Consider the following 22,367-nt stretch of genomic DNA (forward strand, 5'->3'; position numbering starts at 1 on the left):
GGCGGGAAAGATGCCATGACAAGCACCCTCCGCGCGTGTGGAGGCTTCGTATCGGGGTGCAGGGCGGGGGCTGGGCGCCTGGGGTTCGTGAGGTGGAGTGGCGGCGGTCTAGTGGTGGGGGCTGACGCCCCCAATGTGGCATTGGGTGCGTGGGACGCACCGAACGCCACATTGGGTGCGTGGGACGCACCGAATGTGGCATTGGGGCGCGTTGTGCGGGGGCCGGGCTGTGAAGGGCTCCTTGAGGGAATCCAAGTCCGTGAAGGAGCCCCTCACGGAACGGCGTGGGTCGTGAGGGGAACCCTGCGGGAATCAGCGTCTGTGAGGGTTCCCCTCACAGAACCGGAGTTCAGGAGGGCTGGGCGAAAGAGCGCGGTCAGCCCGCCGAAGCGGGAGAGGCCGCGGCGATCTGCTGCGGAAGGCAAGGTCGCGGGAAAGCCCGCGGATAGAGGCCGAGGTCGCGGGAGAGAAGCCGAGGTCGCGCGAGAAGCCCGCGGAAAAGAGGCCAAGGCCGCGGAACAAACCTCCGGTCGCGGAACAACCTCCAGAGGCTGAACAACCTCCGGGGGCGGAACAAACCTCCGGCCGCCGAAGAAACCTCCGGTCGCGGAACCACCTCCGGCGGTGGGCCAAACCTCCGCCCCTGAACAAACTCCGGCGGTGGAACAAACCTCCGGCCCGGAAACGAACCGGAGGCGGCAAGCGCGCTTGCGCCTGCCGCCTCCGGAACGAGCTGTCGTAGTGGACTTACTTCTGGATCTCCGCGGCCAGTTCCTTGAGCTTGGCCTCGTGCTCGCGGGCGTGGTGCCCGCAGAAGAGCAGCTCGCCTCCGGAGCTGAGGACTGCGCGTACCTGAGCTGCTGCTCCGCACCGGTCGCATCGGTCGGCTGCGGTCAATTCGGGGCGGGTGAGCGTCGGTGTTGTCATGGGGGTCTCCCTCCGTCCCGGCACCGGTCGCCCGGTGCCTCGATCCAGCTACGCCCACTTTGGTCTCGATGCCTTCGGCGGGGATCGCTTCCGGCTCCGCGGTGTTCGTGCTTCCACTCTTGCAGACGTTTGGCGGCCCGCAAGTGTTCCCGCGCCGGTGGGAGGTGCGTCACGCGGAATTAGCCCGGTTGCCGCAGCGGTGTCCCATCCCGTAGGACCCGACCACCCGGCGTAGCGTGTTTTCGGTGGTCAGGCACCATGCGGGAGTGGGCATCGCACTCTCCTGGAAACGCGTGAACGCGATTCCGGCACCGGTCTTGTTCGTTCTCAGCGGAATTTCCATGTATGCCGGTGCGGCCATCGCGGTCGACCTCTTCGGGCACGCCACGCCCTCCGGGGTCGCGTGGCTGCGCTGTCTCGGGGCAGCCGTCGTGCTGGTGTTGTGGCGCAGGCCACCCAAGGCGGCCTGGCGGGGCAAACGGCTCCTGCTCGCGGGCGCTTTCGGGGTCGTGACGGCCGGAATGAACGTGGTCTTTTACGAGGCCATCGCACGGTTGCCGCTGGGCACGGTGGTGGCGCTGGAGTTCGCCGGGCCGGTCGTCGTGGCGGCGATCGGGTCGCGGACGCGCCGGGACCTGATCGCGCTGGTCCTGGTGGCCGTCGGGGTGGTCGCGATCGCGGACGTGCGGATCGCGGGCAGTCCGCTCGGCGTCGTGTTCGCGCTGGCCGCGGCGGCTGCGTGGGCGGGGTACATCGTGCTCGGCAAGCGGGTCGCGATCGGCGGGGACGGGCTGGATTCGCTGGCGGTCGGGTTCGTGGTGGCGACCGTCGTGCTGTCGCCGCTCGCGCTGGGCACCGGGGAAGTGTGGGGTTCGCCACGCATGCTGGTTCTCGGGATCGGGGTCGGTGTGCTTTCGACCGTTGTGCCGTACGCGCTCGACCAAGTGGTCCTGCGCAGGCTCGGCCAGGCGCGGTTCGCGGTGCTGCTGGCATTGCTGCCGGTGACCGCGGGGGTCGTCGGGTTCCTGGTGCTCGCGCAGGTGCCGAGCGTCGTCGAAGCGATCGGGACGCTCGCCGTCGTCGCCGGGGTGGCGTTGCGCAGCCGGGACGACGCCGGACCGGTCGCTGAGCCGCCCGGGTGAACATTGGCGGATGGCCCGCGCCGTCCCGGCCAGCGATACTGATCCCGAGCCCGAGGAGGTTGCCATGACCAAGGCGGCGTCGGCGGCGGCGAAGGACCTGGCCGCGGCGGGGGTCGGTGGCGTCCACCTCGCCTGGGCGGACAACAACGGCGTCCCGCGCTCGCGCGTGGTCCCGATCGGCGGGCTGGCCGACGCCGCGGTCCGCGGCGTGGGAGCGACCTCGCTGTTCGCGGTTTTCGACAGCCACGACGCCATCACCTACTCGCATTCCGGCCTGAGCACGCCGTCCGGCGACATCCGGCTCGTGCCGGTCGTGGAACGGCTCCGCCGCCTCTCCGGGCAGCCTGCGCTCGCCTGGGCACCGGTACGGCAGCTCGCCGCGGACGGTTCGCCTTGGCCGTATTGCCAACGTTCCGTGCTGGAGCGGCAGGTCGCCGAGGCGGCTCGGCGTGGTCTCGAGTTCCGTGCCGGGTATGAGCTGGAGTTTTCCGTCGCGCCGGCGGGCAGCGCGGACGTGGTGGCCGCGCCGGGACACCGCGGGCCCGCGTACAGCCCGCACGCGCTGATCGGCCTGGACGAGTTCGTCGCCGCGCTGCTGCACGATTTCGCCGCGAACGGCCTGCAGATCGGCCAGCTGCACGCGGAATACGGCGTGGCGCAGCTGGAATTGTCACTCGCGGCCACGGACCCGGTGTCCGCGGCGGACGATCAGCTGCTGGCGCGGCAGACCATCCACGCCGCCGCGCACGCACACGGACTCGTCGCGAGTTTCGCGCCGATGATCGGGCTCGAGACCGCCGGGAACGGCTGGCACCTGCACACTTCGGTGCGCCGCAAGGGCCGGAACCTCCTGGTCGGCGACGGCGTGCCGGAAGGCGACGGCGCGGCCTACGTCGGCGGACTGCTGCGTGATTTGCCCGCGCTGACGGCTATCACGGCACCGAGCGTGCCCTCGACGTGGCGGTTGCGACCGGGGTTTTTCGCCGGTGCGTACGCGTTCTGGGGCGTGGAGAACCGCGAAGCGCCGTTGCGGTACGTCCCGGGAACGGCGCTGCTCGGCGTGGAACACGCGAATGTGGAGCTGAAAACGTCGGACGCGTCGGCCAATCCGTACCTGGCGCTGGCGGTCGTGCTCGCTTCCGGGATGGCCGGGATCGCGGATTCGGCGGTCCTGCCGGAACCGGTCGCGGAGGACCCGGGCGGCTGGAGCGAAGGGGAACGGACCACGGCGGGCGTGCTGCCGCTGCCGGCGAGTCCGTCCGAACAGGACACTGCGCTGCTGGCGAATCCGCGCGTGTCCGGGGTGCTGGGGGACGAGCTGCTCGGCGCGTTCCGCGCGGTGCGCGCCTCGGACGCGGCGTGGGCCGCCGAACGGGCGCCTGAGGAGATCGTGGCGGCGCATCTGTGGCGGTACTGAACACGGGGCTTTCCGACGTCCACTGGCTTCCCGGCGGTGCGCGCCTGGTCGCCGAAGCCAGGGCGGAACTGCCGCAGAAGGACGGGCTGGCAGCGGCCTTCGCCGGACTTGTGACGCTGCGGGCGGCGGACATCGTGGTGCCGGACCAGGACGAGGTCGCGATCGCGGCCGGGACTGTGCGCGCACCCGCCAGTCGTCCGGAAGGTGCGTTGCCCCGTAACGACTTCCGCCTTCCGGTGCCGTTCGACGAAACCGCTGCGGGTACTTCGCTGGAGGGATTGGCCGCAGCGATCCGGACGTTGTCCGCGGAGAAGCTGGCAGTGGTTCCGGCGCTGGGGGAGTGGGACGCTCCGACGGTCTCGGATTTGTTGCTGGGCCTGTGGGAATTGCCTCGCGTAGCGGTGCTGGCGCGGGTCGACCCGGCGGAACTGGGCGCGCCGGACACGCCGGAACGCGCGCTGCTGGACTATCTCGACACCGGCATTCCTCCACTGTGGACTAACCGGTGGCGGCCGCCCGCGCCGCATCACGTGCTGATCGCCGGAGTGCGGCTCGGCGCGGAGGGCACCTTGCTGTCTATTGTGGACACTTATCGCGAGCTGGGCGACGACGGCGTGCACGACCAGCCGGTGGAGTGGGTCGCGGCGGGACTGGAGTCGGTGCTGCTGGTGGCGGACGCCGGGCACGCCGACGCGTTGGCACAGGCGGTTTCCTACGCGGGGCTGCGCACGGAGTAAGCGTTCCGCGGAGAAAATGATTCGCGGAGCCGATCAGGCCGATGGCAGCCTTCGGCCTATGCCAGCCCACTACGAGATCCGCGCGGACTTCGACACGGACACGATCGTGGTCTACCAAGCGTACGCACCGGTCATCGCCGACGCGGCGCTGCGGGCGGGCCGGTTCGTCGCGCCGTTCTCGTTTCACCGGATGACGTGGATCAAACCCTCTCTCCGGTGGCTGATGCATCGCAGCAACTGGGCGCGCAAACCCGGGCAGGAACGCGTTCTCGCGGTGCGCATCACCCGGGCTGGGTGGGAAGAGGCACTGTCCAGCGCGGTGTTGACGACCTCGGATCCGGCAGCGCTGGCGCAGGCGGCGGTCCACGTCCAGTGGGATCCGGAACGCTCGTGGCGCGGAGCAGCGCTGAATCACTACAGCATCCAGGTCGGCGTCGGACGCGACCTGATCCGCGTCTTCGCCGACGACTGGACCGTTGGCATCACTGACCTCACGCCGCAGGTTCGCAAGGCCGCGGACTTGATCAAAGCCGGGCGCGCCGCGCAAGCCCAGCGGCTGTTGCCCGCGGAGCGCGCGTATCCGCTGCCGCGAACGCTGGAAAACCGCTTGTGCCGCAACGACTAGCGGTCGTACTGCTCCTGCGCGTCCAGCAGTTCCTCCCAATGCTCGGCGACCCAGCCGTACACGACCTGCATCGGTTCCAGCAGGCTGCGCCCAAGCGGCGTCAGCGCGTACTCCACGCCTGATGCGGGATCGGCATGCGCCGTGCGGGAGACCAGCCCAGAGCGTTCGAGGCCGCGCAACGTCTGGGTCAGCACCTTCGGCGTGACGCGGTGCAGCGGCACCCGCAGTTCGGAGAACCGCCGCGGCCCGTCTTCCAGGCAGCGGATGACCAGTGCGGACCACTTGTCCCCGAACCGGAACGGCACCAGCGAGGACGGGCACAGCTCTTCGAACAGGTCGGGAGGCAACGGCTGCCGAACGGTCATCGAGGTCTCCTCTCAGTATCCCGGAGGGAACCGGCCCCCTGGCTACCTTCCAGAGCATCGACACTCCAGGAGGTATTCCCACGATGAGCAAGATCGTCATTTTCGGGGCGGGCGGCCGGGCCGGACGGCAGGCGGTCGCGGAGGCACGGCGGCGCGGGCACGACGTCACCGCGGTGGTTCGCGATCCCGCGCGCTACGGCGATTTGGCAGATGCCGTCGCTGGCGACGTCACCAGCGCGGCAGACGTCGCTGCCCTCGCTGCCGGGCACGACGCTGCGATCAACGCGGCCGCGGTCTACGGAGAGGGCACCGATCCGGACGCGTTCTTCACCGGTGCCGCCCGAGCGCTCGTCACCGGTTTGCCGCGGGCCGGGGTGGACCGGCTGGTCGCGATCGGATTGTCCGCGCTGCTGCCCTCAGCGGACGGAACCCCGGCGCTGGACTTGATTCCGGCCGAGTTCCGGCCGTTCTGCCTGGCGCACGCGGCGGGGCTCGAAGTGCTGCGCACCGAAGGCAGCGGGCTGGACTGGGTGTACGTCAGCCCGGTCGGCGACTTCGACCACGACGGCGAGCGCACCGGCCGCTACGAAATCGGCGAGCACGGCGACCTCGCGCTCAAGATCTCGTACGCCGATTTCGCCGTGGCGCTGCTCGACGAGGTCGAGAACCCGCGGCACCGCCGCGTCCACCTGGCAGTGGCCTGACCCTACTTGGCGAAGCGGGAGTGCTTGCGGCCGTAGAAGAAGTAGATCAGCAGGCCGAGCACGAGCCACGCGGCGAACCGGAGCCAGGTCATCACGTCGAGGTTCAGCATCAGGTAGAAGCACGCCACCGCGGCGATGATCGGCAGCACCGGCGAGAACGGCACGGTGAACGGCCGTTTCAGGTCCGGGCGGCGTTTGCGCAGCACCGGCACCGCGACCGCGACGATGATCATCGCCGACAGCGCGCCGATGCTCACCATGTCGGCCAGCGCCGAGATCGGCACGAACGCCGCCAGCACGGCGATCAGCGCGGCCCCGCCGATGGTCATCCGGTGCGGCGTGCCCCAGCGCGGGTGCGCCGTGCCGATCGCCTTGGGCAGCAGGCCGTCGCGGCCCATCGCGAAGCCGATCCGGCCGATCGTGACCAGTTCGACCATCATCACCGACGTCAGCCCGGTGACCGCGCCGAGCGAGATCAGCGCGCCGACCCAGTGCTGGCCGACCCGGTCGAAGGCGTCCGCGAGCGGCGCGCCCGCGTCGATGTCGGTGTAGTGGACCATGCCGGTGAGCACGATCGACACCCCGATGTAGAGCACCGCGCACACGGCCAGCGCGCCGAGAATGCCGACGCGGAGATCCTTGCGCGGGTTGATGGTTTCCTCGCCGAGGTTGGCGAGCGCCTCGAACCCGGTGTAGGCGAAGAACACGACGGCAGCGGCGGTGACCATGCCGGCGATGCCGTAGACCGACTGCTCGAGCCCGAGCGCGGCCTGGACCACCGGCTGGTGCAACACGTTCGGGGTGCCGGACGGCGGCTGCGCGGGCGGCACGAACGGGGTGAGGTTCGAGCCCTTCACGAAGAACACGCCCACAGCGAGGATCAGCACGCAGACGGCGACCTTGACGAGCACCAGCAGGTTCGTGAGCCACGAGGACTCCTTGATGCCGATCACAGCCACGACCGTCAGCACCGCGATGATCAGCACCGCGCCGACGTTGACAGTCGCGTCTTCGCCGAACCATTCCGGCGACAGCCCGAGCAGGTTCGCGAGATACCCGGACCAGCTGCGCGACACCACGGCCGCGCCGAGCGAGAACTCCAGCAGCAGGTCCCAGCCGATGATCCAGGCGAAGACCTCGCCGAGCGTGGCGAAGGCGTAGGTGTAGGCGCTGCCCGCGGTCGGCACGCTGGAGGCCAGCTCGGCGTAGCAGAGCGCGGCGAGACCGGCGACCACCGCGCCGATCACGAACGACAGCGTGACCGACGGCCCGGCGTGCGTCTTCGCCTCGACCCCGGCGAGGGTGAAGATCCCGGTGCCGATGATGATGCCGACGCCGAAGCCGACCAGGTCGCGCCCCCTGAGCCGCCGCTTCAGCTCGCCGGATTCCTGTCGCTTGAGGACTTCGTCGACGTCGAGAGTTCTCCGCTCGCCCATGGGGGAACGTTAGAAGGTCGCGCGCGGATGCGCAGAACGGTCAGCCGGGTGGCTCAATGCCATGGTCTTGGGCCAGGATCGCGGCCTGCACCCGGGAACGCAGGCCGAGCTTGGCCAGCACCCGGGAAACGTGCGTCTTCACCGTCGCCTCGCCGATGTACAGGCGGGTGCCGATCGCGGCGTTCGAGAGCCCGGCGCCGAGGCAGCCCAGCACCTCGCGCTCGCGTTCGGTGAGGTCCGCCAGGCCGGTCGGCGCGGGCGACGGCCCGGCCGGGGTGCTGGCGAAGGCGGCGATCAGCCGTTTCGTGACCTGCGGGGCGAGCACGCCCTCGCCCGCCGCGACCAGCCGGACGGCCTCGATCAGCCGGGGAGCCTCGACCGACTTCAACAGGAATCCGGCGGCGCCGGCGCGGAGCGCGGCGTGCACGTACTCGTCGAGGTCGAAGGTGGTGAGGACGAGGACTTCGGCGAGCCCTTCGGCGATCAGCTGGCGGGTGGCGGTGATCCCGTCGGTGCCGGGCATCCGGACGTCCATCAGGACGACGTCCGGGCGCAGCGCGCGGGCCTGGCGCAGCGCGACCTCGCCGTCGGCGGCTTCGCCGACCACCTCGATGCCCTCGGCGTTGCCGAGGATGAGCGCGAGCCCGGCGCGGATGGCGCCGTGGTCGTCGGCGACGAGGACTCGGATGGTCATGACGGCTCTCCGGCGAGGGGAAGTTCCGCGCGGACCAGCCACTGCGGCCCGGACGGACCTGCTCGCAGGGTGCCGCCGACGGCGTGCGCGCGCTCGCGCATGCTCAGCAACCCGTGTCCGCCGCTGTCCGACCGGGCCGGAGCGCCGAGCAGTTCGTTGTCGATCTCGACGGTCAGCGTGCCGTCGGCCACGCGCAGCCGCACTGTCACCCGGCCGCCCGGCGCGTGTTTGACCGCGTTGGTCAGCGCCTCCTGCGCGATCCGGTACGCGGTGAGGTCGACAGCCGTCGGCAGTGCGAGTTCTTCGTCCACAGTGGAATCCACAGTAACGGTCATGCCCGCCGCCCTCGCCGAGTCCACCAGTCTGGTCAGCTCGGCCAGCCGCGCCGGGGCGGTCACCTCGTCCTCCGAGGACACTGCGGACTCTGACCGCAGCAGTCCGATCATCGCGCGCATTTCCTCCAGCGCGCGCACGCTGTTCTCCCGCACCGCGACGAGCACGGTCTGCGCGGTCTTGGGATCGTCCGCCATGGACAGTGCCGCCTCCGACTGGATGGCGATCGCCGACAGATGCCCGGCGACGACGTCGTGCAGGTCGCGGGCCATCCGCGCGCGTTCGGCCGCCACCGCCGCCCGCTGGTCCAGCGCCGCGATCGTGGCGAGCTGTTCGGCGTTGGCCCGTTCAGTCGCCGCGAGGTCGGTCTGCTGGCGCACGTTCGCGCCCCACCACACCGGGACCAGCAGGAACGACAGCAGGCTGAACGCGCCGATCGCCGCCGCCCGCCAGCCCGCGACGGCCAGGAAGACGATCACCACCGCGAGCACGGCGGTCGCGGTGATCCCGACCAGCACCCTGCTCGTCCTGCGGGAGCCGTGCATCATGGCGGAGTACAGGAAATCCGTGTAGGCGATGGCGATCGGCAACGACAGGCCGAGCACAATATCGACGCCGACGACCCCCGTGGCGGCCAGCAGCCCCCACGGCACCTTCCGGCGCAGGAACGAGGCGAGGCAGATCGCGCCGAGTTCGGCGAACCGGACCCACAGCGGATACGGGTCGCCGCCCGGCTGCAGCCGGTGGACGTCCGCGAGGTACAGCAGCGAGCCGCCGGTGAACACCGCCAGCGCGACGAGGCCGTTCTGCTGCCACGAAGGCAGTCCGCTCAGCCGGGGGAGGGCCGAGCGCAGGTCTCGCGAGTGCACCCGACCATGACAGCACACCGCGGCGCCCCGGTCGTCCTACGAAATGATGACCCCTCGATCGTGCCGACCGCTGACGCGCGCGGAGGCCCGCGTCCGTGACAGTGAAGCCATGGACGAGTTTCTGAACAGCCCGATGACCGCCGCCATCGTGGCGTGCGAGATCGGGTTCTGGGTCTTCATCGCGGCCGGGCTGCTGGCCCGGTACGCGCTGCGCAAGCAGAAGGCCAGCACTGTGCTGCTGGCGCTGGTGCCGGTGGTCGACCTGGTGCTGCTGGTGATCACGGTGATCGACCTGGCGAACGGTGCGAAGCCGAACGTGACGCACGGGCTGGCGGCGGTGTATCTGGGCTTCTCGGTGGTGTTCGGGCCGTCGATGGTGGAGTGGGCCGACGTCCGGTTCGCGCACCGGTTCGCCGGCGGGCCGCGGCCGGAGAAGCTGTACGGCCGAGCGAAGGCCCGCAAGGAATGGCTCGAATGGGGCAAATGCGTGCTGGCCGCCGCGATCAGCGCGGGACTGCTGCTGCTCGCGATCGTCGTCGTCGGCGACCCGGACCGCGTCGAACCGCTGTGGGGCTGGCTGCCGCGGCTGGGCACGGTCGCCGGCCTGTGGTTCGTCTTCGGACCGCTGTGGCAGGAGATTTTCGGCTCGTCGGCACCCAAAGAGGAGGCGCGGCGATGATCGAGCTGTTCGGCATTCTCCTGGTGGTGCAGGGCGCGGGCGGACTGATCAACCGGCTCGCCGGGGCGGAGCACCCGAGCTGGTTCCTCCAGTTGCACGTGCTGCCGCCGCAGCTGCACGTGATCGCCAGCATCGTCCTGCTCGGGGCGGGCGCGGCGGTGCTGTTCGCGCACCGGGCGCGCAAACGCCGCCGCGGCTAAACTCGGAAGCGTGGCGGCCGGTCCGGTTCTGCTGTTCGCCGTGGTCAGCGTGGCGCCCTCGGCGTTGTTCTGGGCTGCCCTCCGCGTTCCGTCCGTCTGCCGCTGGCTGCGTCGCCGCCGTGCCGCTCCAGTGCCGTCCGGACCGCCGGTGGAGCAGGTGGCCGCCGACCTGCGCCGGGTACGCCGGACGCTCGCGCAGCTTCCCTCCGGAACGTCTGCCGCGCGCCGGATCGGCACCCGGCAGGCGTACGACGAACTGCTCGCCACCGCCTGCCGCGAGATCGGCGTCGCGCATCGGCTCGACGGATTGCGCGAGGGCGTCGACCGGGATCTCGAACGGCTGCGGATCGAGGATTCGCTGAGCCGTAAAGGATTCGTGCTGTCCTGAGCGGAGTGGCAGGATGCCCGGGTGGATTTCCAGCCGAAAGACCGGCCCCCGGACGCGTTCCAGCAACCGCTCACCGCCGACCAGATCGAACTGCTCTGCCGCCGCGCGCTCGGCAGCGGCGTGCGGTCCGCCGTCGAACTCGGGTGGGGCGGATACAACAGCACCTACCGGGTGGAGCTGACCGACGGCCCGGCGATTCTGCGCGTCGCCCCGGAACCGGCGCGGCAGACCCGGATCGAGCCCCAGTTCATGCGCAACGAATACCTTGCCGCGCCGTACTTCGCGCCGATCGCGCCGCTGATGCCGCGCACGCTCGCCGCCGATTTCACGCATCAGGTCATCGGCCGCGATTTCGTGCTGCAGGCGGTTCTTCCCGGACAGCCCGGCCCGGAAATCCTGTCGCCGGTTTCGCCGGAGGAGCGGACGCCGTACTTCCATCAGCTCGGCGAGATCACCCGCGCCGTCCACGAGGTGCGCGGGCCCGGTTTCGGCCTCGTCGCCGGGCCGCATTTCGCGACGTGGAGCGAGGCGCTGATCGCGTACTTCGAGGACAACGCCGCCGATGTCGAAGACCTCGGCCTCGACGCGGCCGACCTGCGTGCGGTGGCCGCTTGGGCGAGGCGCGACGCGGAGTTGCTCGACGAGATCACCGAACCGCGCCTGCTGCACGGGGATCTGTGGCACGTGAACGTGATGCTGACCCCGGAGCTGGAGATCGTCGGGGTGTTCGACCACGACCGCAGCTGGTGGGGCGACCCGGCGGCGGACTGGACGATCCACATGGCGTCGGCGAAACCTGGCACGGAGCGGGACGCGTTCTGGGACACCTACGGCCGGCTGGACTCTTCCCCGGCGGCGCGGCGGCGGGCGTTGTACTACGAAGCCCGGCATATCGGCGCGGTGCGGTTGGAACGGCACCGGCTCGGCAAGGAGGGGAAGGTCGAGGAGTCGTATCCGGAGCTGGCTTCGGTTCTCGCCGAGCTGAACTCCTAACCTGCCCTTCGGGCAGGACAAGGCAGATCCGCTCAGAGTGACGGGTCGGAACCGCGCAGCGCGGCCCACCAGAACCCGAACGCGGCGATCAGCACGCTGACCGTCAGCCACCCCGCGAACCCGCTGCCGTCGACGAGCGCCCAGAACGCGCCCACGACCGGAGCGACCGCCAGCACCGGCAGATCGGCACGGAACTGCCGCGCGAGCCGTACTGGCGTGGCCGCGGCGAGCGCGCGTTCCTCGTCCGGTTCGGACGGGTTGTCCAGCCGACGGCCCCGAGGCTCGCCAGAGCGCACCGAACCCGCCGGATACAGCACCTCGCCGTCGATGCGGACGGCGACATGGCGGTCCGTGCGCAAGTCGCCCAGCACTTCGACCCGAGAGGGCGACGGCAGGCCGATCAGCGTCGGCGAGAAGTACACCGGGATCCAGCGCGGCGTCGCGGTGTCGGTCTCCAGCCACGACCGCGTCAGCAAGCCGCGCTGCACCTTCACCCGGCGCATCGGCACGGAGGCACCCGCCTTCCGCCGAGACGGTTGCACGAAGCGGGTGAAGAGCAAGAACCCGTTCACCGCCAGCATTGCGAGCACTGCCACCACGGTGACCGTCGCGTATGTCGAGGCGCGGTCCGCGGTCACCAGCGCCGAAGCGCCGCTCGTGATCGCACGGGACGGAGCCGACGGGTCGTAGCGCACCGGAACCTTCGTGCCCAGCGCCGGGGGAGTGGTGTCCAGCTCGACGGCCGCGCTCGCTTCCGGCTGATTCGGCACCGGGAACCGCACCGTGACGGTGGCGTCGTCGACCCGCGAAACGATTCCGGTCGTGTTCGCGGTGAGTCCCTGCAACCGCGGCCGGGCGCTGTTGAACTCCAGCAGCTGCACCACGAACACCGCGGCGCACGCGACGAACACGACCGCACTCGTCACCAGGATGTGCCGCACCGGCCGCAGTCGCAGGAACTTCCGCACAGAGATCACCTTAACTGTCCAAAAAGGAAGGAGCGGCGCGGGGAGTCCGCGCCGCTCCTTCGATTCCCGCTAGGGGAGGATTACTTCACGAACCCGATCTTGGTGAAGTCGTACGGGTTGTTCGCGTAGCCCGGCGAACCGAAGTTGCCCAGCGTCTTGCGCACGGCGAAGGCACCGGTCGACTGGAAGATCGGAAGCTGGTGGCCCAGCGCCCAGATCTCCTTGTCCGCGGCGTTGATGTCCGCGGCCCGCTTCGTGTCGTCCAGTTCCTGCGCGGCGGTGTCGAGCAGCTGGTTCAGCTTGTCGCTGCCGATGTGCCCGTAGTTCTGGTTGACGTTCTTCGGGTCCAGGTAGTAGATGCCCTTGCTGCCGCCGATCGGGAACGAGTTCGAGATCCAGCGGAACAGCGTGAGGTCGAAGTTGCCGACGTTCACGTAGTTCTTGAAGAACTCGGCCGACGGGACCGCCACGATGTCGATGCCCACGCCGATCGCCTTCATCTGCGACTGCAGGATCTGGCTGGTCTGCTGGCTGATCGGGGTGCCCGACGGGATCACCAGGCGCAGCTTCAGCTGCTTGCCGTCCTTGGCGCGCAGGTCGCCGGACTGCTTCCAGCCCAGCTTGTCCAGCTCGGCCTTGGCCGCGTTCTGGTCGAACTTGTACGGGCCGCTGTTGTCCTCGTAGGTCTTCGCGCCCTTGAGGTACAGGTGGTTGCCGATCGGCGTGGTGTCCTTCTGCATCTGGCCGAGGATCGACTTCGAGATGGTCACCGTGTCGACGCCGCGCATGACCGCCAGCCGCAGGTCCTTGTCCGCGAGGATCGAGGACGAGGCTCCGTTGAGCGTCATGTGCGTGTAGTCGGGGTAGGTCGACTGGCGCACGACCGCGTTCGGGTCGGACTGGGCCCGCTTGAACGCGTTGATGTCGTTGTTCAGGTTGTAGAAGTCGATCTGCCCGTTGGCGAACGCGTCAGCCAGCGCGGGACGGTCCACGACCTTGAAAGTCACGGTGTCCAGCTTCGGCTTGTCGCCCCACCAGTTCGGGTCGCGCTCGAACACCGCGGTCTTGGCGGTGTAGTCGACGCTCTTGATCTTGAACGGACCCGCGGTGATCTGCGCCTTCTGCGCCCAGCTCTTGTTGAAGGTGGTGGCGTCGGCCATCGCCTCCTTCGGGTACAGCGGCGAGAACAGCGACTTCCACTCCGCGAACTTCTTCGCGAAGGTGACCTTGACGTCGAGGTCGTCAGTGCCCTTCTCGACCTTGGCGATGTCCTCGTACCCGGTGGTGCTGGAGACCTGGTAGGCGGTGTCCTTGCCGGTCAGCGCCTTCGCCATCGCGGCGAAGTCCTCCCACGAGAACTGCCGCCCGTTGCTCCACTTGGCCTTCGGGTTGATCTTGTACTCGATGACCTGCGGGTCCTGGCTGACGATCTCGGCCGAGGTCAGGTAGTTCTTGTCCAGCCCGACCGTCGCGTCCGCGTTCTGCGGGAACGGGTAGGGCAGGATCGCGCCGAGCATGTTGGCGCCGTCCAGGACCGTGCCGTCGACCTGGTAGTAGTTCCAGTTGTCCGGCAGCTGGTCGACCGGCCACTTGAAGTCGCCGCCGTCCTTCAGCTTGTCCAGCGGCTGCTCGTTGATGTCCGCGGTCTTGACGCCCGTCGTGCCGGCGTCCTGCAGGCCTTTGTCGCCGCCGCCGCTGCCGCCGCCGCAAGCGGCGAGCAGAAGCCCCAGAGCGGCAACGGGGGCCACGAGTGCGGCCATTCTCCGTCGCATGTGTGTACCTTCCTTCTTCTGGTGTGCCAACGGATTGTGGCTACACAACTTCGCGGGTTTTGGCGTAGTGGCACGCCACGTCGTGGTCGTCGGCGCGGGACTCGCGCGGAGGCTCGACGTCGACGCACTTCTTCTTGTCCTCTTCGGACAGTTGCGAGAAGACGAAACAGCGGGTGCGGAACCGGCAGCCCGACGGCGGGTTCGCCGGGCTGGGCAGGTCGCCGGTGAGGATGATCCGGCCGCGCTCGCGCTCCTTGGCCGGGTCCGGGATCGGGATCGCGGACAGCAGCGCCTGCGTGTACGGATGCTGCGGCGCCTCGAAAACCGTGCGGACGTCGCCGATCTCCACGATCTTGCCGAGGTACATCACCGCCACCCGGTCGGCGATGTGCCGGACCACCGACAGGTCGTGCGCCACGAACAGGTACGACAGGCCCAGCTTGGCCTTCAGCTCGTCCAGCAGGTTGATCACGCCCGCCTGGATCGACACGTCGAGCGCGGACACCGGCTCGTCGAGCACGATCAGCTTCGGCTCCAGCGCGAGCGCCCGCGCGATGCCGATGCGCTGGCGCTGCCCGCCGGAGAACTCCGCCGGGTACCGGTCGGCGTGCTCGGGGCGCAGGCCGACCAGGCCCAGCAGCTCCGGCACCCGCTTGCCGATGCGCTCCTTCGAGAACCCGTGCGTGACCATCGGCTCGGCGATGATGTCGCCGATCGGCAGCCGGGGGTCGAGCGCGGCCATCGGGTCCTGGAAGACCACCTGCAGGTCGCGGCGGATCTCCTTGCGTTCCTTGCCCGCCAGCTTCGCGACGTCCTTGCCGAGCACCGCGACCGAACCGTGCGCCGGGGCTGTCAGTTCGAGGATCTCCATCAGCGTGGTCGACTTGCCGCAGCCGGATTCGCCGACCAGGCCCAGGGTTTCGCCCTCGACGATGTCGAAGCTGATCCCGTCCACCGCGCGCACGGTGCCGACCTTGCGCTTGAAGACGGTGCCCTTGCTGACCGCGTAGTGCTTCTGCAGGTCCTGCACGTCCAGCACGGTCGAACGCTGGGCACGGGGCAGGGAAGCGACCGGGGCTTCCTCGATCACCTCGGCGCCGTAGACCTCGGCGGCGTCCGCTTCCGGACGGGCGAGTTCCTCGGTGCGGATGCAGGCGGCCCGGTGCGTGGTGTCGACCGGCGCGTTCGGGTTGCCCGGGGTGATCGTGAACAGTTCCGGCTCGGCCGTGCGGCAGGCGTCGATCGCCAGCGGGCAGCGCGGCGCGAACGGGCAGCCCTCCGGCAGGTTCACCAGCGAAGGCGGCTGGCCCTCGATCGGCACCAGCGGCTGCTTCTCGCGAGCGTCGACGCGGGGGATCGAACCGAGCAGGCCCAGCGTGTACGGCATCCGCGGCTGGGCGTAGATCGTGTCGACCGGACCCTGCTCGACCGCGCGCCCGGCGTACATCACCATCAGCCGGTCGGCGAACCCGGCGACCACGCCGAGGTCGTGCGTGATGATCACGATGCCGGCGCCGGTGACCTCCTGCGCGGTCTTCAGCACCTCCAGCACCTGTGCCTGCACCGTCACGTCGAGCGCGGTGGTCGGCTCGTCGGCGATGATCAGGTCCGGGTCGTTGGCGATCGCGATGGCGATCACCGCGCGCTGGCGCATGCCGCCGGAGAACTCGTGCGGGAACGCCTTCGCCCGCGCCGCCGCGTTCGGGATGCCGACCAGGTCGAGCAGTTCGACCGCGCGGTTGTTCGCCTGCTGCTTGGTGATCGTGCCCTTGCCGTGCACCAGCAGCGCTTCGGCGATCTGCGCCCCGACGGTGTACACCGGGGTCAGCGCGGACAGCGGGTCCTGGAAAACCATCGAGATCTTCTTGCCGCGGATCTTCGACAGGTCGGTGTCGGACTTGCCGATCAGCTCGCTGTCCTGGAACCGGATCGAACCCGACACCCGCGCCTGCGGCGGCAGCAGCCCCATCACCGCCAGCGACGAAACCGACTTGCCCGAACCGGACTCGCCGACGATGCCGAGCACCTCGCCCGCGGCGACCTGGTAGTTCAGCCCGCGCACCGCGTGCACGCGGCCGGACTCGGACGGGAAGGACACTTCGAGGTCGGAAACCTCGAGCACGGTGCCAGTCGGCTTGCCCGTTTCCGCGCTCAGTTCGAGTGCGGCGCTCATGCTTCTGCTCCCACGGTCTGCGTCGAGGCGCTCGACTTGGTCTTTTCTTCGATCCGCTTGCGTTCCTTGCGCCGCGAACGGCTGGACGACGGGTCGAGCGCGTCGCGCAGGCCGTCGCCGACGAAGTTCACCGCGAGCACGGTGAACACCAGGAAGCCGGCCGGGATGTAGAACAGCCACGGGAACGTGCGGACCGCGTCGGAGCCCGCGGAGATCAGCGTGCCCAGCGAAACGTCCGGAGCCTGCACGCCGAAGCCGAAGAACGACAGCGACGTCTCCGTGATGATCGCGACGCCGACGTTGATCGTCGCGTCGATGATCAGCAGCGACGCCATGTTCGGCACGATGTGCTTGAAGATGATCCGCCACGGGGACTGGCCCATGAACTTGGCGGCCTTCACGAACTCGCGTTCGCGCAGCGTCAGCGTCATGCCGCGGACGATGCGGGCGGTGATCATCCACTGGAACAGCGCGATCAGGCCGACCAGGATCAGCCACGTCTTGCCGCGGAAGGCCGGCGACAGGATCGAGATGATCAGGAACGGCGGCAGGATCAGCAGCAGGTCGACGACCCACATCGACACCCGGTCGGTCCAGCCGCCGAAGTACCCGGCCGCGGCGCCGACGATCGAGGCCACGCCGGTGGAGAACAGCGCGGCCAGCAGGCCGATGGTGAGCGACTTCTGCAGCCCGCGCATGGTCTGCGCGAACATGTCGCCGCCGATCTGGTTGGTGCCGAACCAGTGCGTGCCGTCCGGCGGCACCAGCGTGGCGGCCGGGTCGAGGTCGTCGTAGCCCCACGGCGAATACCAGCTGTAGGTGAACGCCAGCACGTAGAACAGCAGGATCACGACGAGCCCGACGAGAGCCAGCTTGTTGCGGAAGAACCGGCGGGCGACGAGCTTGCCGCGGCTGGAGGACGCCCCGCCCTCCTGCCCGGTCTCCGTTTCGGTGGCTGCGACGGCCGAATCGGCGAGGTCGGCCTCGTTCAATGGGGCGGCCATCAGATCCTCACCCTCGGGTCGAGCGCGGCGTAGAGCACGTCCGCGAGCCAGCCGGCGAGCAGCACGCAGATCGCGATGAACAGGGTCACGGTGGTGACGATGTTGGTGTCCTGCTTCTGGATGCCGGTCACCAGCCAGTCGCCCATGCCGTACCAGCCGAAGATCTTCTCGGTGAAGACGCCGCCGGTGATGAGCAGGCCGAAGCCGAACGCGAACAGCGTCGCCATCGGGATCAGCGCGGTGCGCAGGCCGTGCTTGAACAGCGCGCGCCTGCGGGTGAGGCCCTTGGCCTGCGCGGTGCGCAGGAAGTCCGAGCCGAGCACGTCGAGCATCGCCGAACGCTGATAGCGGCTGTAGTAGGCGACCTGGGTCAGCACGATCGCCAGGGTCGGCACGATGATGTGCTGCAACCGGTCGAGCAGGACGGCGCCGAAACCGCCGTCGACCGCGCCGCCCTCGCCCTGCACGATGAAGAACTGATAGCCGTCGAGCAGGTTGTCGTTGACCGACTGCGCGCCCGCCTTGAGGATCGTGGCGATCACGAACACCGGCGTCGACAGCACCACGAAGGAGAACGTGGTGGCGATGTAGTCGCTGATCTTGTACTGCCGGATCGCGCTGATCACGCCGACCAGCACCCCGATGATGATGCCGATCGTGATGCCGAGCAGGAACAGCCGCAGGCTCACGCCCGCGCGGCGGAACAGCTCGTCGGTGATCGCCTGATCGGCGACCGTCCGGCCGAAGTTGCCCTGCACGACGCCGCCCAGCCAGGTGAAGAACCGGTGCGGGATCGCCTGGTCCAGATGCAGCTCGGCGGCCTTCGCGTCGATGGTCGCCTGCGGGGCGGGCGGGTTGCGCAGCTTGAGCGCGTCCAGCGGGCTGAAGGACAGCGACGCCAGGGAGAACGCCGCGAAGGTCGCGACGAGGCACAGGGCGATGTAGTTGACGAGTCTGCGGAGGAGGAACCCGATCACAGTTGCCTCGCTTCACCGGGGCCGGAGGATCCGCTCCGCGCCGCCGGACTTCCCTGGCTCGCTCGCGATTGAGTTTTCGTCGAAAACACTGGGCGGTGCTGCCTTCCAATACTGACGCTCGTTGTGGGCGCAGCCTAATGGCGATCAGCCGTTGCGATCTTCGTTTTCAGGCAACCAAACAATCACGATTTCCGCGTGCGGGCGGAGAACAACCGACTTTAGCCTCTTGTCCGGGTCTCAGTGTCGCGGTGGGTGCGCGACTGTGCACCGGCGATGAGTATTCCGGAACGGTTCCGGGGGTTCCGGGTGAACGGTTGTGAACGGGAAACGGACACCTGGGCCAACGCCCGAGGCCCCGGGGCCCCGCCGGGCGGCACGTTCGGGTGCACGTTCCCCCGACGGGATTCACCCCGTGGATTCCTGTTGTGCCGCAGCGTAATTCGCAAGGGGACCGCGCGCCGCCGAATTTCCCGGACTTGTCCGGTCCACTGTGGTCTGCCGAAGGAAGGATTTCGCGGAAATACCAGGCCGGAGCGCCGCGCGGTTGCCGGTAAACGCAGAAACCCCGCCGCCGCGTAGTGCGGGGCGGGGTTTCTGCGGGAGATAACCCGAAGCGGTTCAGTCCAGGTAGTCGCGCAGCACCTGCGAACGCGACGGGTGGCGCAGCTTCGACATCGTCTTCGACTCGATCTGCCGGATCCGCTCGCGCGTGACGCCGTAGACCTGGCCGATCTCGTCGAGGGTGCGCGGCTGGCCGTCGGTGAGGCCGAAGCGCAGCCGGACCACGCCCGCCTCGCGCTCGGACAGCGTCTGCAGCACCGACTGGAGCTGGTCCTGCAGCAGCGTGAACGACACCGCGTCCACCGCGACGACCGCCTCGGAGTCTTCGATGAAGTCGCCGAGCTGCGAATCGCCCTCGTCGCCGATGGTCTGGTCCAGCGAGATCGGCTCGCGCGCGTACTGCTGGATCTCCAGGACCTTCTCCGGCGAGATGTCCATCTCCTTGGCGAGCTCTTCCGGGGTCGGCTCGCGGCCGAGGTCCTGGAGCAGTTCGCGCTGGATGCGGCCGAGCTTGTTGATGACCTCGACCATGTGCACCGGGATGCGGATGGTGCGCGCCTGGTCGGCCATCGCGCGGGTGATCGCCTGGCGGATCCACCACGTGGCGTACGTGGAGAACTTGTAGCCCTTGGTGTAGTCGAACTTCTCCACCGCGCGGATCAGGCCGAGGTTGCCCTCCTGGATCAGGTCCAGGAACGCCATGCCGCGGCCGGTGTAGCGCTTGGCCAGCGACACCACGAGCCGGAGGTTCGCCTCCAGCAGGTGGTTCTTGGCCCGCTCGCCGTCGCGCACGATCCACTTGAGGTCGCGGCGCATCTGGGTGACGAGCTTCTCGCCCTCCTCCTCGGCGGTGCGCACGCGCTCGGCGGCGTAGAGCCCCGCCTCGATCCGCTTGGCGAGCTCCACCTCCTCCTCGGCGTTCAGCAGCGCGACCTTGCCGATCTGCTTGAGGTAGGCCCGCACCGAGTCGGCGGACGCGGTGAGCTCGGCGTCCTTGCGCGCCTGGCGCAGCGCCTCGGACTCCTCCTCGTCCCACACGAAGTCCGGGTTGTCCGAGGACTTGCCGCCCTTTTCCGCCGCGCTCGCGCGGCGGCGCGCGGCCGTGGAAGCGGCCGGGCCGGCAGTCCCGTCGGCCGCTTCGGCCTCGTCCTCGGAGTCGTCGTCATCGTCGTCGGTCTCGTCGTTGACCGTCTCGTCGACAACGTCGACCTCGACCTCTTCGAGATCGGACAGATCCGGGCTGTCGAGTTCGGCCTCGTCGAGGTCGACCGGGCCGTCGGGATCGCCGTCGTCCGTCTTCGGGCCCTTCGCGGAGGCCTTCTTCGCCGGAGCCTTCTTGGCCGGAGTCTTCTTCGCGCCTGCCGGCTTCGCGGCGGTCTTGCGCGCCGGGGACTTCTCCGCTCCGGTGGCCGCCTCGTCGGCAGGCTCGCCGGCTTCGGTCGCTGTCTTCGTCCCGCCTCGGGTTGCGGTTCTTGCGGCTGCCACTTACGCCCTTTCGCAGCGGTCGATCATGACGAGCCGAGATGTCGCCACCTCAGCTGCCTCACATTCGGGGAACACGCCTCGGCCTGCGGTTTTACCTCCGCAGCTCCTGCGCCGTGTTCCATTGTAACGACGCCGGCCCACTGCGTCGCGAAGCGATCACCCTCCGGCCCCCTACCCGGCGCCTCGCGGTGACCGGTCCGAGACCCGGCGCGGACTCCCTCGATCAGTGCCCGGCACCCTCCGCCGCGGCCGCGGCGGCCCCGACGATGCCCGCGTTGTTCTGCAGCGACGCGACGACCACCGGCGTGCGGATGTCCAGCAGCGGCACCCACTTCTCGGCCTTCTTGCTGACGCCGCCGCCGACGATGAACAGGTCCGGCCAGATCAGGTTTTCCAGCACCGAGAGGTACCGGTGCACCCGCTTGGCCCACTGCGGATACGACAGGCCCTCGTTGTCCTTCACCGAAGCGGCGGCGCGCTTCTCCGCGTCGTGGCCGTCGACCTCCAGATGGCCGAATTCGGTGTTGGGCACGAGCTTGCCGTCGTGGAACAGCGCGCTGCCGATGCCGGTGCCGAAGGTGAGCAGCGCGGTCACGCCGGTGCGCGCGGCCGCGTCGCCGAAGCGGATCTCGGCGAGGCCCGCGGCGTCGGCGTCGTTGAGCATCGTGACTTCCTCGACGCTCTTGCCGAGCCGCTTCGCGAACAGCGTTTCGGCGTCCGTGCCGATCCACTTGTGGTCGATGTTGGCTGCGGTGTGCGCGGTGCCCTTCTTCACGACCGCGGGAAGCGTCACGCCGACCGGGCCGTCCCATTCGGCCGCGCGGACGATCCCGGCGACGACGTCCGCCACCGCGTCCGGCGTCGACGGCTGCGGCGTTTCGATCCGGTGCCGGTCCCCGATGAGCTGTCCCTGTTCCAAATCGACCAGCGCGCCTTTGATCCCGCTGCCGCCGATGTCGATTCCGAAACCTCGGGTCGCCGTCACTGACGTGGTCCCTTCTCGCACGATTCAGAAGTCTGCTGCGGAGACTTTAACCGGATGTGGTGACATGGCGGGCGTGGGAGTTGACGAGGCGATGCTGAACGACCTGAAGGACACCGCCGAGCAGGTCGCGGTCGAGGCCGCGCACCTGGTCCGGACGGCATGGGTGCGGATGCAGTCCGGCGGCGAGGTCGCGGTGGACACGAAGTCGGCGGAGACCGACGTGGTGACCGCGGTGGACCGGGAATCGGAGGAACTGGTCCGCGCCCGGCTGGAGCGCATCCGGCCGGGGGAGCCGGTGCTCGGAGAAGAGGGCGGCGGCACCGGCAACGACGTTGCCGGCGGGGTCACCTGGGTGGTCGATCCGATCGACGGGACGGTCAACTTCCTTTACGGCCTCCCGGACTTCGCGGTGTCGATCGCCGCGCAGGTGGACGGGGTGTCGGTCGCGGGAGCGGTCGTGGAGCCGGTGAGCGGACGCCGCTGGACGGCCGTTCGGGGCGGCGGTTCGTGGCTCGACGGCAACCGGCTGTCGGTGTCCTCGGCGGACCGGCTGGACCTCGCCCTCGTCGGGATGGGGTTCTCCTACGCGCAGGAGCGCCGGGTCCGGCAGGGCAAGCTGACGGCGGATCTGGTCGGGCGTGTGCGCGACATCCGCCGCAGGGGAGCGGCTTCGCTGGATCTGTGCGCGGTAGCGGCCGGCTGGCTGGACGGGTTCTTCGAGCACGGCCTGCACCGCTGGGACTGGGCGGCCGGGGCGCTGGTGGCCCAGGAGGCGGGCGCGACGGTGCTGCTGCCGGGCGAGGCGGCGGATCTGGGGGAGGACGCGACGTTCACCGCGTCGCCGGGGATCGCGGCGGAGCTGCGCGCGGCGCTGGCCGCTGGTGGTGCGGCCGACGTGTGACCTGGTCGTGAGTGCCGATCACGGTTCTAACC

Annotated in this window: 22 protein-coding genes; 10 read left to right on the forward strand and 12 right to left on the reverse strand. The window is 69.4% G+C overall.

Annotation, left to right across the window (positions count from 1 at the left end):
* Positions 1–747 precede the first annotated feature (747 nt).
* Entirely contained in the window at positions 748–927 is a 180-nt protein-coding gene (locus tag ACWGIC_RS39725) for a DUF7455 domain-containing protein (RefSeq protein ID WP_037358805.1), read from the reverse strand.
* A 341-nt stretch (positions 928–1,268) separates the two neighbouring features.
* Here ACWGIC_RS39725 and ACWGIC_RS39730 point away from each other — a divergent pair, with 341 nt between their 5' ends.
* The 4 genes from ACWGIC_RS39730 to ACWGIC_RS39745 all read left to right on the forward strand — a co-directional run bounded on the left by ACWGIC_RS39730 (position 1,269) and on the right by ACWGIC_RS39745 (position 4,848).
* Positions 1,269–2,069 (forward strand): EamA family transporter, encoded by an 801-nt coding sequence (locus ACWGIC_RS39730; protein ID WP_452081125.1) that lies wholly within the window; start codon positions 1,269–1,271, stop codon positions 2,067–2,069.
* 64 nt (positions 2,070–2,133) lie between these two features.
* A complete protein-coding gene (locus ACWGIC_RS39735; protein ID WP_452081105.1) occupies positions 2,134–3,486 on the forward strand; it encodes a glutamine synthetase in 1,353 nt (450 codons plus the stop codon).
* Entirely contained in the window at positions 3,474–4,223 is a 750-nt protein-coding gene (locus ACWGIC_RS39740; RefSeq protein ID WP_452081106.1) for a DUF6885 family protein, read from the forward strand. Before ACWGIC_RS39735 ends, ACWGIC_RS39740 begins: the two co-directional genes overlap by 13 nt.
* 58 nt (positions 4,224–4,281) lie before the next feature.
* A complete protein-coding gene (locus ACWGIC_RS39745) occupies positions 4,282–4,848 on the forward strand; it encodes a DUF4291 domain-containing protein (RefSeq protein ID WP_452081107.1) in 567 nt (188 codons plus the stop codon).
* Here the strand turns inward: ACWGIC_RS39745 and ACWGIC_RS39750 are convergent.
* A complete protein-coding gene (locus ACWGIC_RS39750) occupies positions 4,845–5,213 on the reverse strand; it encodes a winged helix-turn-helix transcriptional regulator (RefSeq protein ID WP_452081108.1) in 369 nt (122 codons plus the stop codon). The genes ACWGIC_RS39745 and ACWGIC_RS39750 overlap by 4 nt on opposite strands.
* A gap of 83 nt (positions 5,214–5,296) precedes the next feature.
* On the opposite strand from ACWGIC_RS39750, the gene ACWGIC_RS39755 reads away from it, so the two are divergent.
* Positions 5,297–5,917, forward strand: coding sequence for an NAD(P)-dependent oxidoreductase (locus tag ACWGIC_RS39755; RefSeq protein WP_452081109.1), 621 nt, complete (start codon positions 5,297–5,299; stop codon positions 5,915–5,917).
* A 2-nt stretch (positions 5,918–5,919) separates the two neighbouring features.
* On the opposite strand, the gene ACWGIC_RS39760 is transcribed toward ACWGIC_RS39755, so the two are convergent.
* From ACWGIC_RS39760 to ACWGIC_RS39770, 3 genes are read right to left on the reverse strand one after another with little or no spacing between them, the layout of a single operon-like run.
* Positions 5,920–7,353: an APC family permease gene (locus tag ACWGIC_RS39760; RefSeq protein WP_452081110.1), complete on the reverse strand. Its 1,434-nt coding sequence runs from the start codon at positions 7,351–7,353 to the stop codon at positions 5,920–5,922.
* A gap of 40 nt (positions 7,354–7,393) precedes the next feature.
* Positions 7,394–8,047, reverse strand: a complete 654-nt coding sequence (locus ACWGIC_RS39765; RefSeq protein WP_452081111.1) for a response regulator — start codon at positions 8,045–8,047, stop codon at positions 7,394–7,396.
* A complete protein-coding gene (locus tag ACWGIC_RS39770) occupies positions 8,044–9,249 on the reverse strand; it encodes a sensor histidine kinase (protein ID WP_452081112.1) in 1,206 nt (401 codons plus the stop codon). The genes ACWGIC_RS39765 and ACWGIC_RS39770 overlap by 4 nt, the downstream gene beginning before the upstream one ends.
* Before the next feature lie 109 nt (positions 9,250–9,358).
* Here ACWGIC_RS39770 and ACWGIC_RS39775 point away from each other — a divergent pair, with 109 nt between their 5' ends.
* The 4 genes from ACWGIC_RS39775 to ACWGIC_RS39790 are packed head-to-tail and all read left to right on the forward strand — an operon-like array spanning position 9,359 to position 11,509.
* Positions 9,359–9,928, forward strand: coding sequence for a hypothetical protein (locus tag ACWGIC_RS39775; protein ID WP_452081113.1), 570 nt, complete (start codon positions 9,359–9,361; stop codon positions 9,926–9,928).
* On the forward strand, positions 9,925–10,128 hold the full coding sequence (locus tag ACWGIC_RS39780; RefSeq protein WP_452081114.1) for a hypothetical protein: 204 nt from the start codon (positions 9,925–9,927) through the stop codon (positions 10,126–10,128). Before ACWGIC_RS39775 ends, ACWGIC_RS39780 begins: the two co-directional genes overlap by 4 nt.
* Before the next feature lie 10 nt (positions 10,129–10,138).
* Positions 10,139–10,516 (forward strand): hypothetical protein, encoded by a 378-nt coding sequence (locus ACWGIC_RS39785; RefSeq protein WP_452081115.1) that lies wholly within the window; start codon positions 10,139–10,141, stop codon positions 10,514–10,516.
* Between the two features lie 21 nt (positions 10,517–10,537).
* Positions 10,538–11,509 (forward strand): phosphotransferase family protein, encoded by a 972-nt coding sequence (locus ACWGIC_RS39790; protein ID WP_452081116.1) that lies wholly within the window; start codon positions 10,538–10,540, stop codon positions 11,507–11,509.
* A 32-nt stretch (positions 11,510–11,541) separates the two neighbouring features.
* Here the strand turns inward: ACWGIC_RS39790 and ACWGIC_RS39795 are convergent, their stop codons facing one another.
* The 7 genes from ACWGIC_RS39795 to ppgK form a co-directional block, all read right to left on the reverse strand.
* Positions 11,542–12,477, reverse strand: coding sequence for a hypothetical protein (locus ACWGIC_RS39795; protein WP_452081117.1), 936 nt, complete (start codon positions 12,475–12,477; stop codon positions 11,542–11,544).
* Positions 12,478–12,557: 80 nt separating this feature from the next.
* The gene (locus tag ACWGIC_RS39800; protein ID WP_452081118.1) at positions 12,558–14,249 is read right to left on the reverse strand and encodes an ABC transporter family substrate-binding protein; all 1,692 of its coding nucleotides are present in this window, start codon (positions 14,247–14,249) and stop codon (positions 12,558–12,560) included.
* A gap of 40 nt (positions 14,250–14,289) precedes the next feature.
* A complete protein-coding gene (locus ACWGIC_RS39805; RefSeq protein WP_452081119.1) occupies positions 14,290–16,422 on the reverse strand; it encodes an ABC transporter ATP-binding protein in 2,133 nt (710 codons plus the stop codon).
* A complete protein-coding gene (locus tag ACWGIC_RS39810) occupies positions 16,419–17,426 on the reverse strand; it encodes an ABC transporter permease (protein WP_452081120.1) in 1,008 nt (335 codons plus the stop codon). The genes ACWGIC_RS39805 and ACWGIC_RS39810 overlap by 4 nt, the downstream gene beginning before the upstream one ends.
* Positions 17,426–18,403 carry an ABC transporter permease gene (locus tag ACWGIC_RS39815; RefSeq protein ID WP_452081121.1) on the reverse strand — a complete coding sequence of 326 codons (978 nt, stop codon included), beginning with the start codon at positions 18,401–18,403 and terminating at the stop codon, positions 17,426–17,428. Before ACWGIC_RS39815 ends, ACWGIC_RS39810 begins: the two co-directional genes overlap by 1 nt.
* 618 nt (positions 18,404–19,021) lie before the next feature.
* Entirely contained in the window at positions 19,022–20,449 is a 1,428-nt protein-coding gene (locus ACWGIC_RS39820; protein WP_452081122.1) for an RNA polymerase sigma factor, read from the reverse strand.
* A gap of 223 nt (positions 20,450–20,672) precedes the next feature.
* Positions 20,673–21,434 (reverse strand): polyphosphate--glucose phosphotransferase, encoded by a 762-nt coding sequence (ppgK, locus tag ACWGIC_RS39825; protein WP_452081123.1) that lies wholly within the window; start codon positions 21,432–21,434, stop codon positions 20,673–20,675.
* A gap of 64 nt (positions 21,435–21,498) precedes the next feature.
* Here ppgK and ACWGIC_RS39830 point away from each other — a divergent pair, with 64 nt between their 5' ends.
* The gene (locus ACWGIC_RS39830; RefSeq protein ID WP_452081124.1) at positions 21,499–22,335 is read left to right on the forward strand and encodes an inositol monophosphatase family protein; all 837 of its coding nucleotides are present in this window, start codon (positions 21,499–21,501) and stop codon (positions 22,333–22,335) included.
* Positions 22,336–22,367: the final 32 nt, after the last annotated feature.

The sequence above is a fragment of the Amycolatopsis sp. NPDC054798 genome (assembly GCF_053611505.1).

Excerpts from the sequence above, each read along its gene's own strand:
- ACWGIC_RS39775 (WP_452081113.1), top strand. The coding sequence starts at position 9,359 with ATGGACGAGTTTCTGAACAGCCCGATGACCGCCGCCATCGTGGCGTGC.
- ACWGIC_RS39730 (WP_452081125.1), top strand. The coding sequence starts at position 1,269 with ATGTATGCCGGTGCGGCCATCGCGGTCGACCTCTTCGGGCACGCCACG.
- ACWGIC_RS39830 (WP_452081124.1), top strand. The coding sequence starts at position 21,499 with ATGGCGGGCGTGGGAGTTGACGAGGCGATGCTGAACGACCTGAAGGAC.
- ACWGIC_RS39810 (WP_452081120.1), bottom strand. The coding sequence starts at position 17,426 with ATGGCCGCCCCATTGAACGAGGCCGACCTCGCCGATTCGGCCGTCGCA.
- ACWGIC_RS39735 (WP_452081105.1), top strand. The coding sequence starts at position 2,134 with ATGACCAAGGCGGCGTCGGCGGCGGCGAAGGACCTGGCCGCGGCGGGG.
- ACWGIC_RS39725 (WP_037358805.1), bottom strand. The coding sequence starts at position 927 with ATGACAACACCGACGCTCACCCGCCCCGAATTGACCGCAGCCGACCGA.
- ACWGIC_RS39760 (WP_452081110.1), bottom strand. The coding sequence starts at position 7,353 with ATGGGCGAGCGGAGAACTCTCGACGTCGACGAAGTCCTCAAGCGACAG.
- ACWGIC_RS39750 (WP_452081108.1), bottom strand. The coding sequence starts at position 5,213 with ATGACCGTTCGGCAGCCGTTGCCTCCCGACCTGTTCGAAGAGCTGTGC.
- ACWGIC_RS39780 (WP_452081114.1), top strand. The coding sequence starts at position 9,925 with ATGATCGAGCTGTTCGGCATTCTCCTGGTGGTGCAGGGCGCGGGCGGA.
- ACWGIC_RS39755 (WP_452081109.1), top strand. The coding sequence starts at position 5,297 with ATGAGCAAGATCGTCATTTTCGGGGCGGGCGGCCGGGCCGGACGGCAG.
- ACWGIC_RS39805 (WP_452081119.1), bottom strand. The coding sequence starts at position 16,422 with ATGAGCGCCGCACTCGAACTGAGCGCGGAAACGGGCAAGCCGACTGGC.
- ACWGIC_RS39745 (WP_452081107.1), top strand. The coding sequence starts at position 4,282 with ATGCCAGCCCACTACGAGATCCGCGCGGACTTCGACACGGACACGATC.
- ACWGIC_RS39765 (WP_452081111.1), bottom strand. The coding sequence starts at position 8,047 with ATGACCATCCGAGTCCTCGTCGCCGACGACCACGGCGCCATCCGCGCC.
- ACWGIC_RS39800 (WP_452081118.1), bottom strand. The coding sequence starts at position 14,249 with ATGCGACGGAGAATGGCCGCACTCGTGGCCCCCGTTGCCGCTCTGGGG.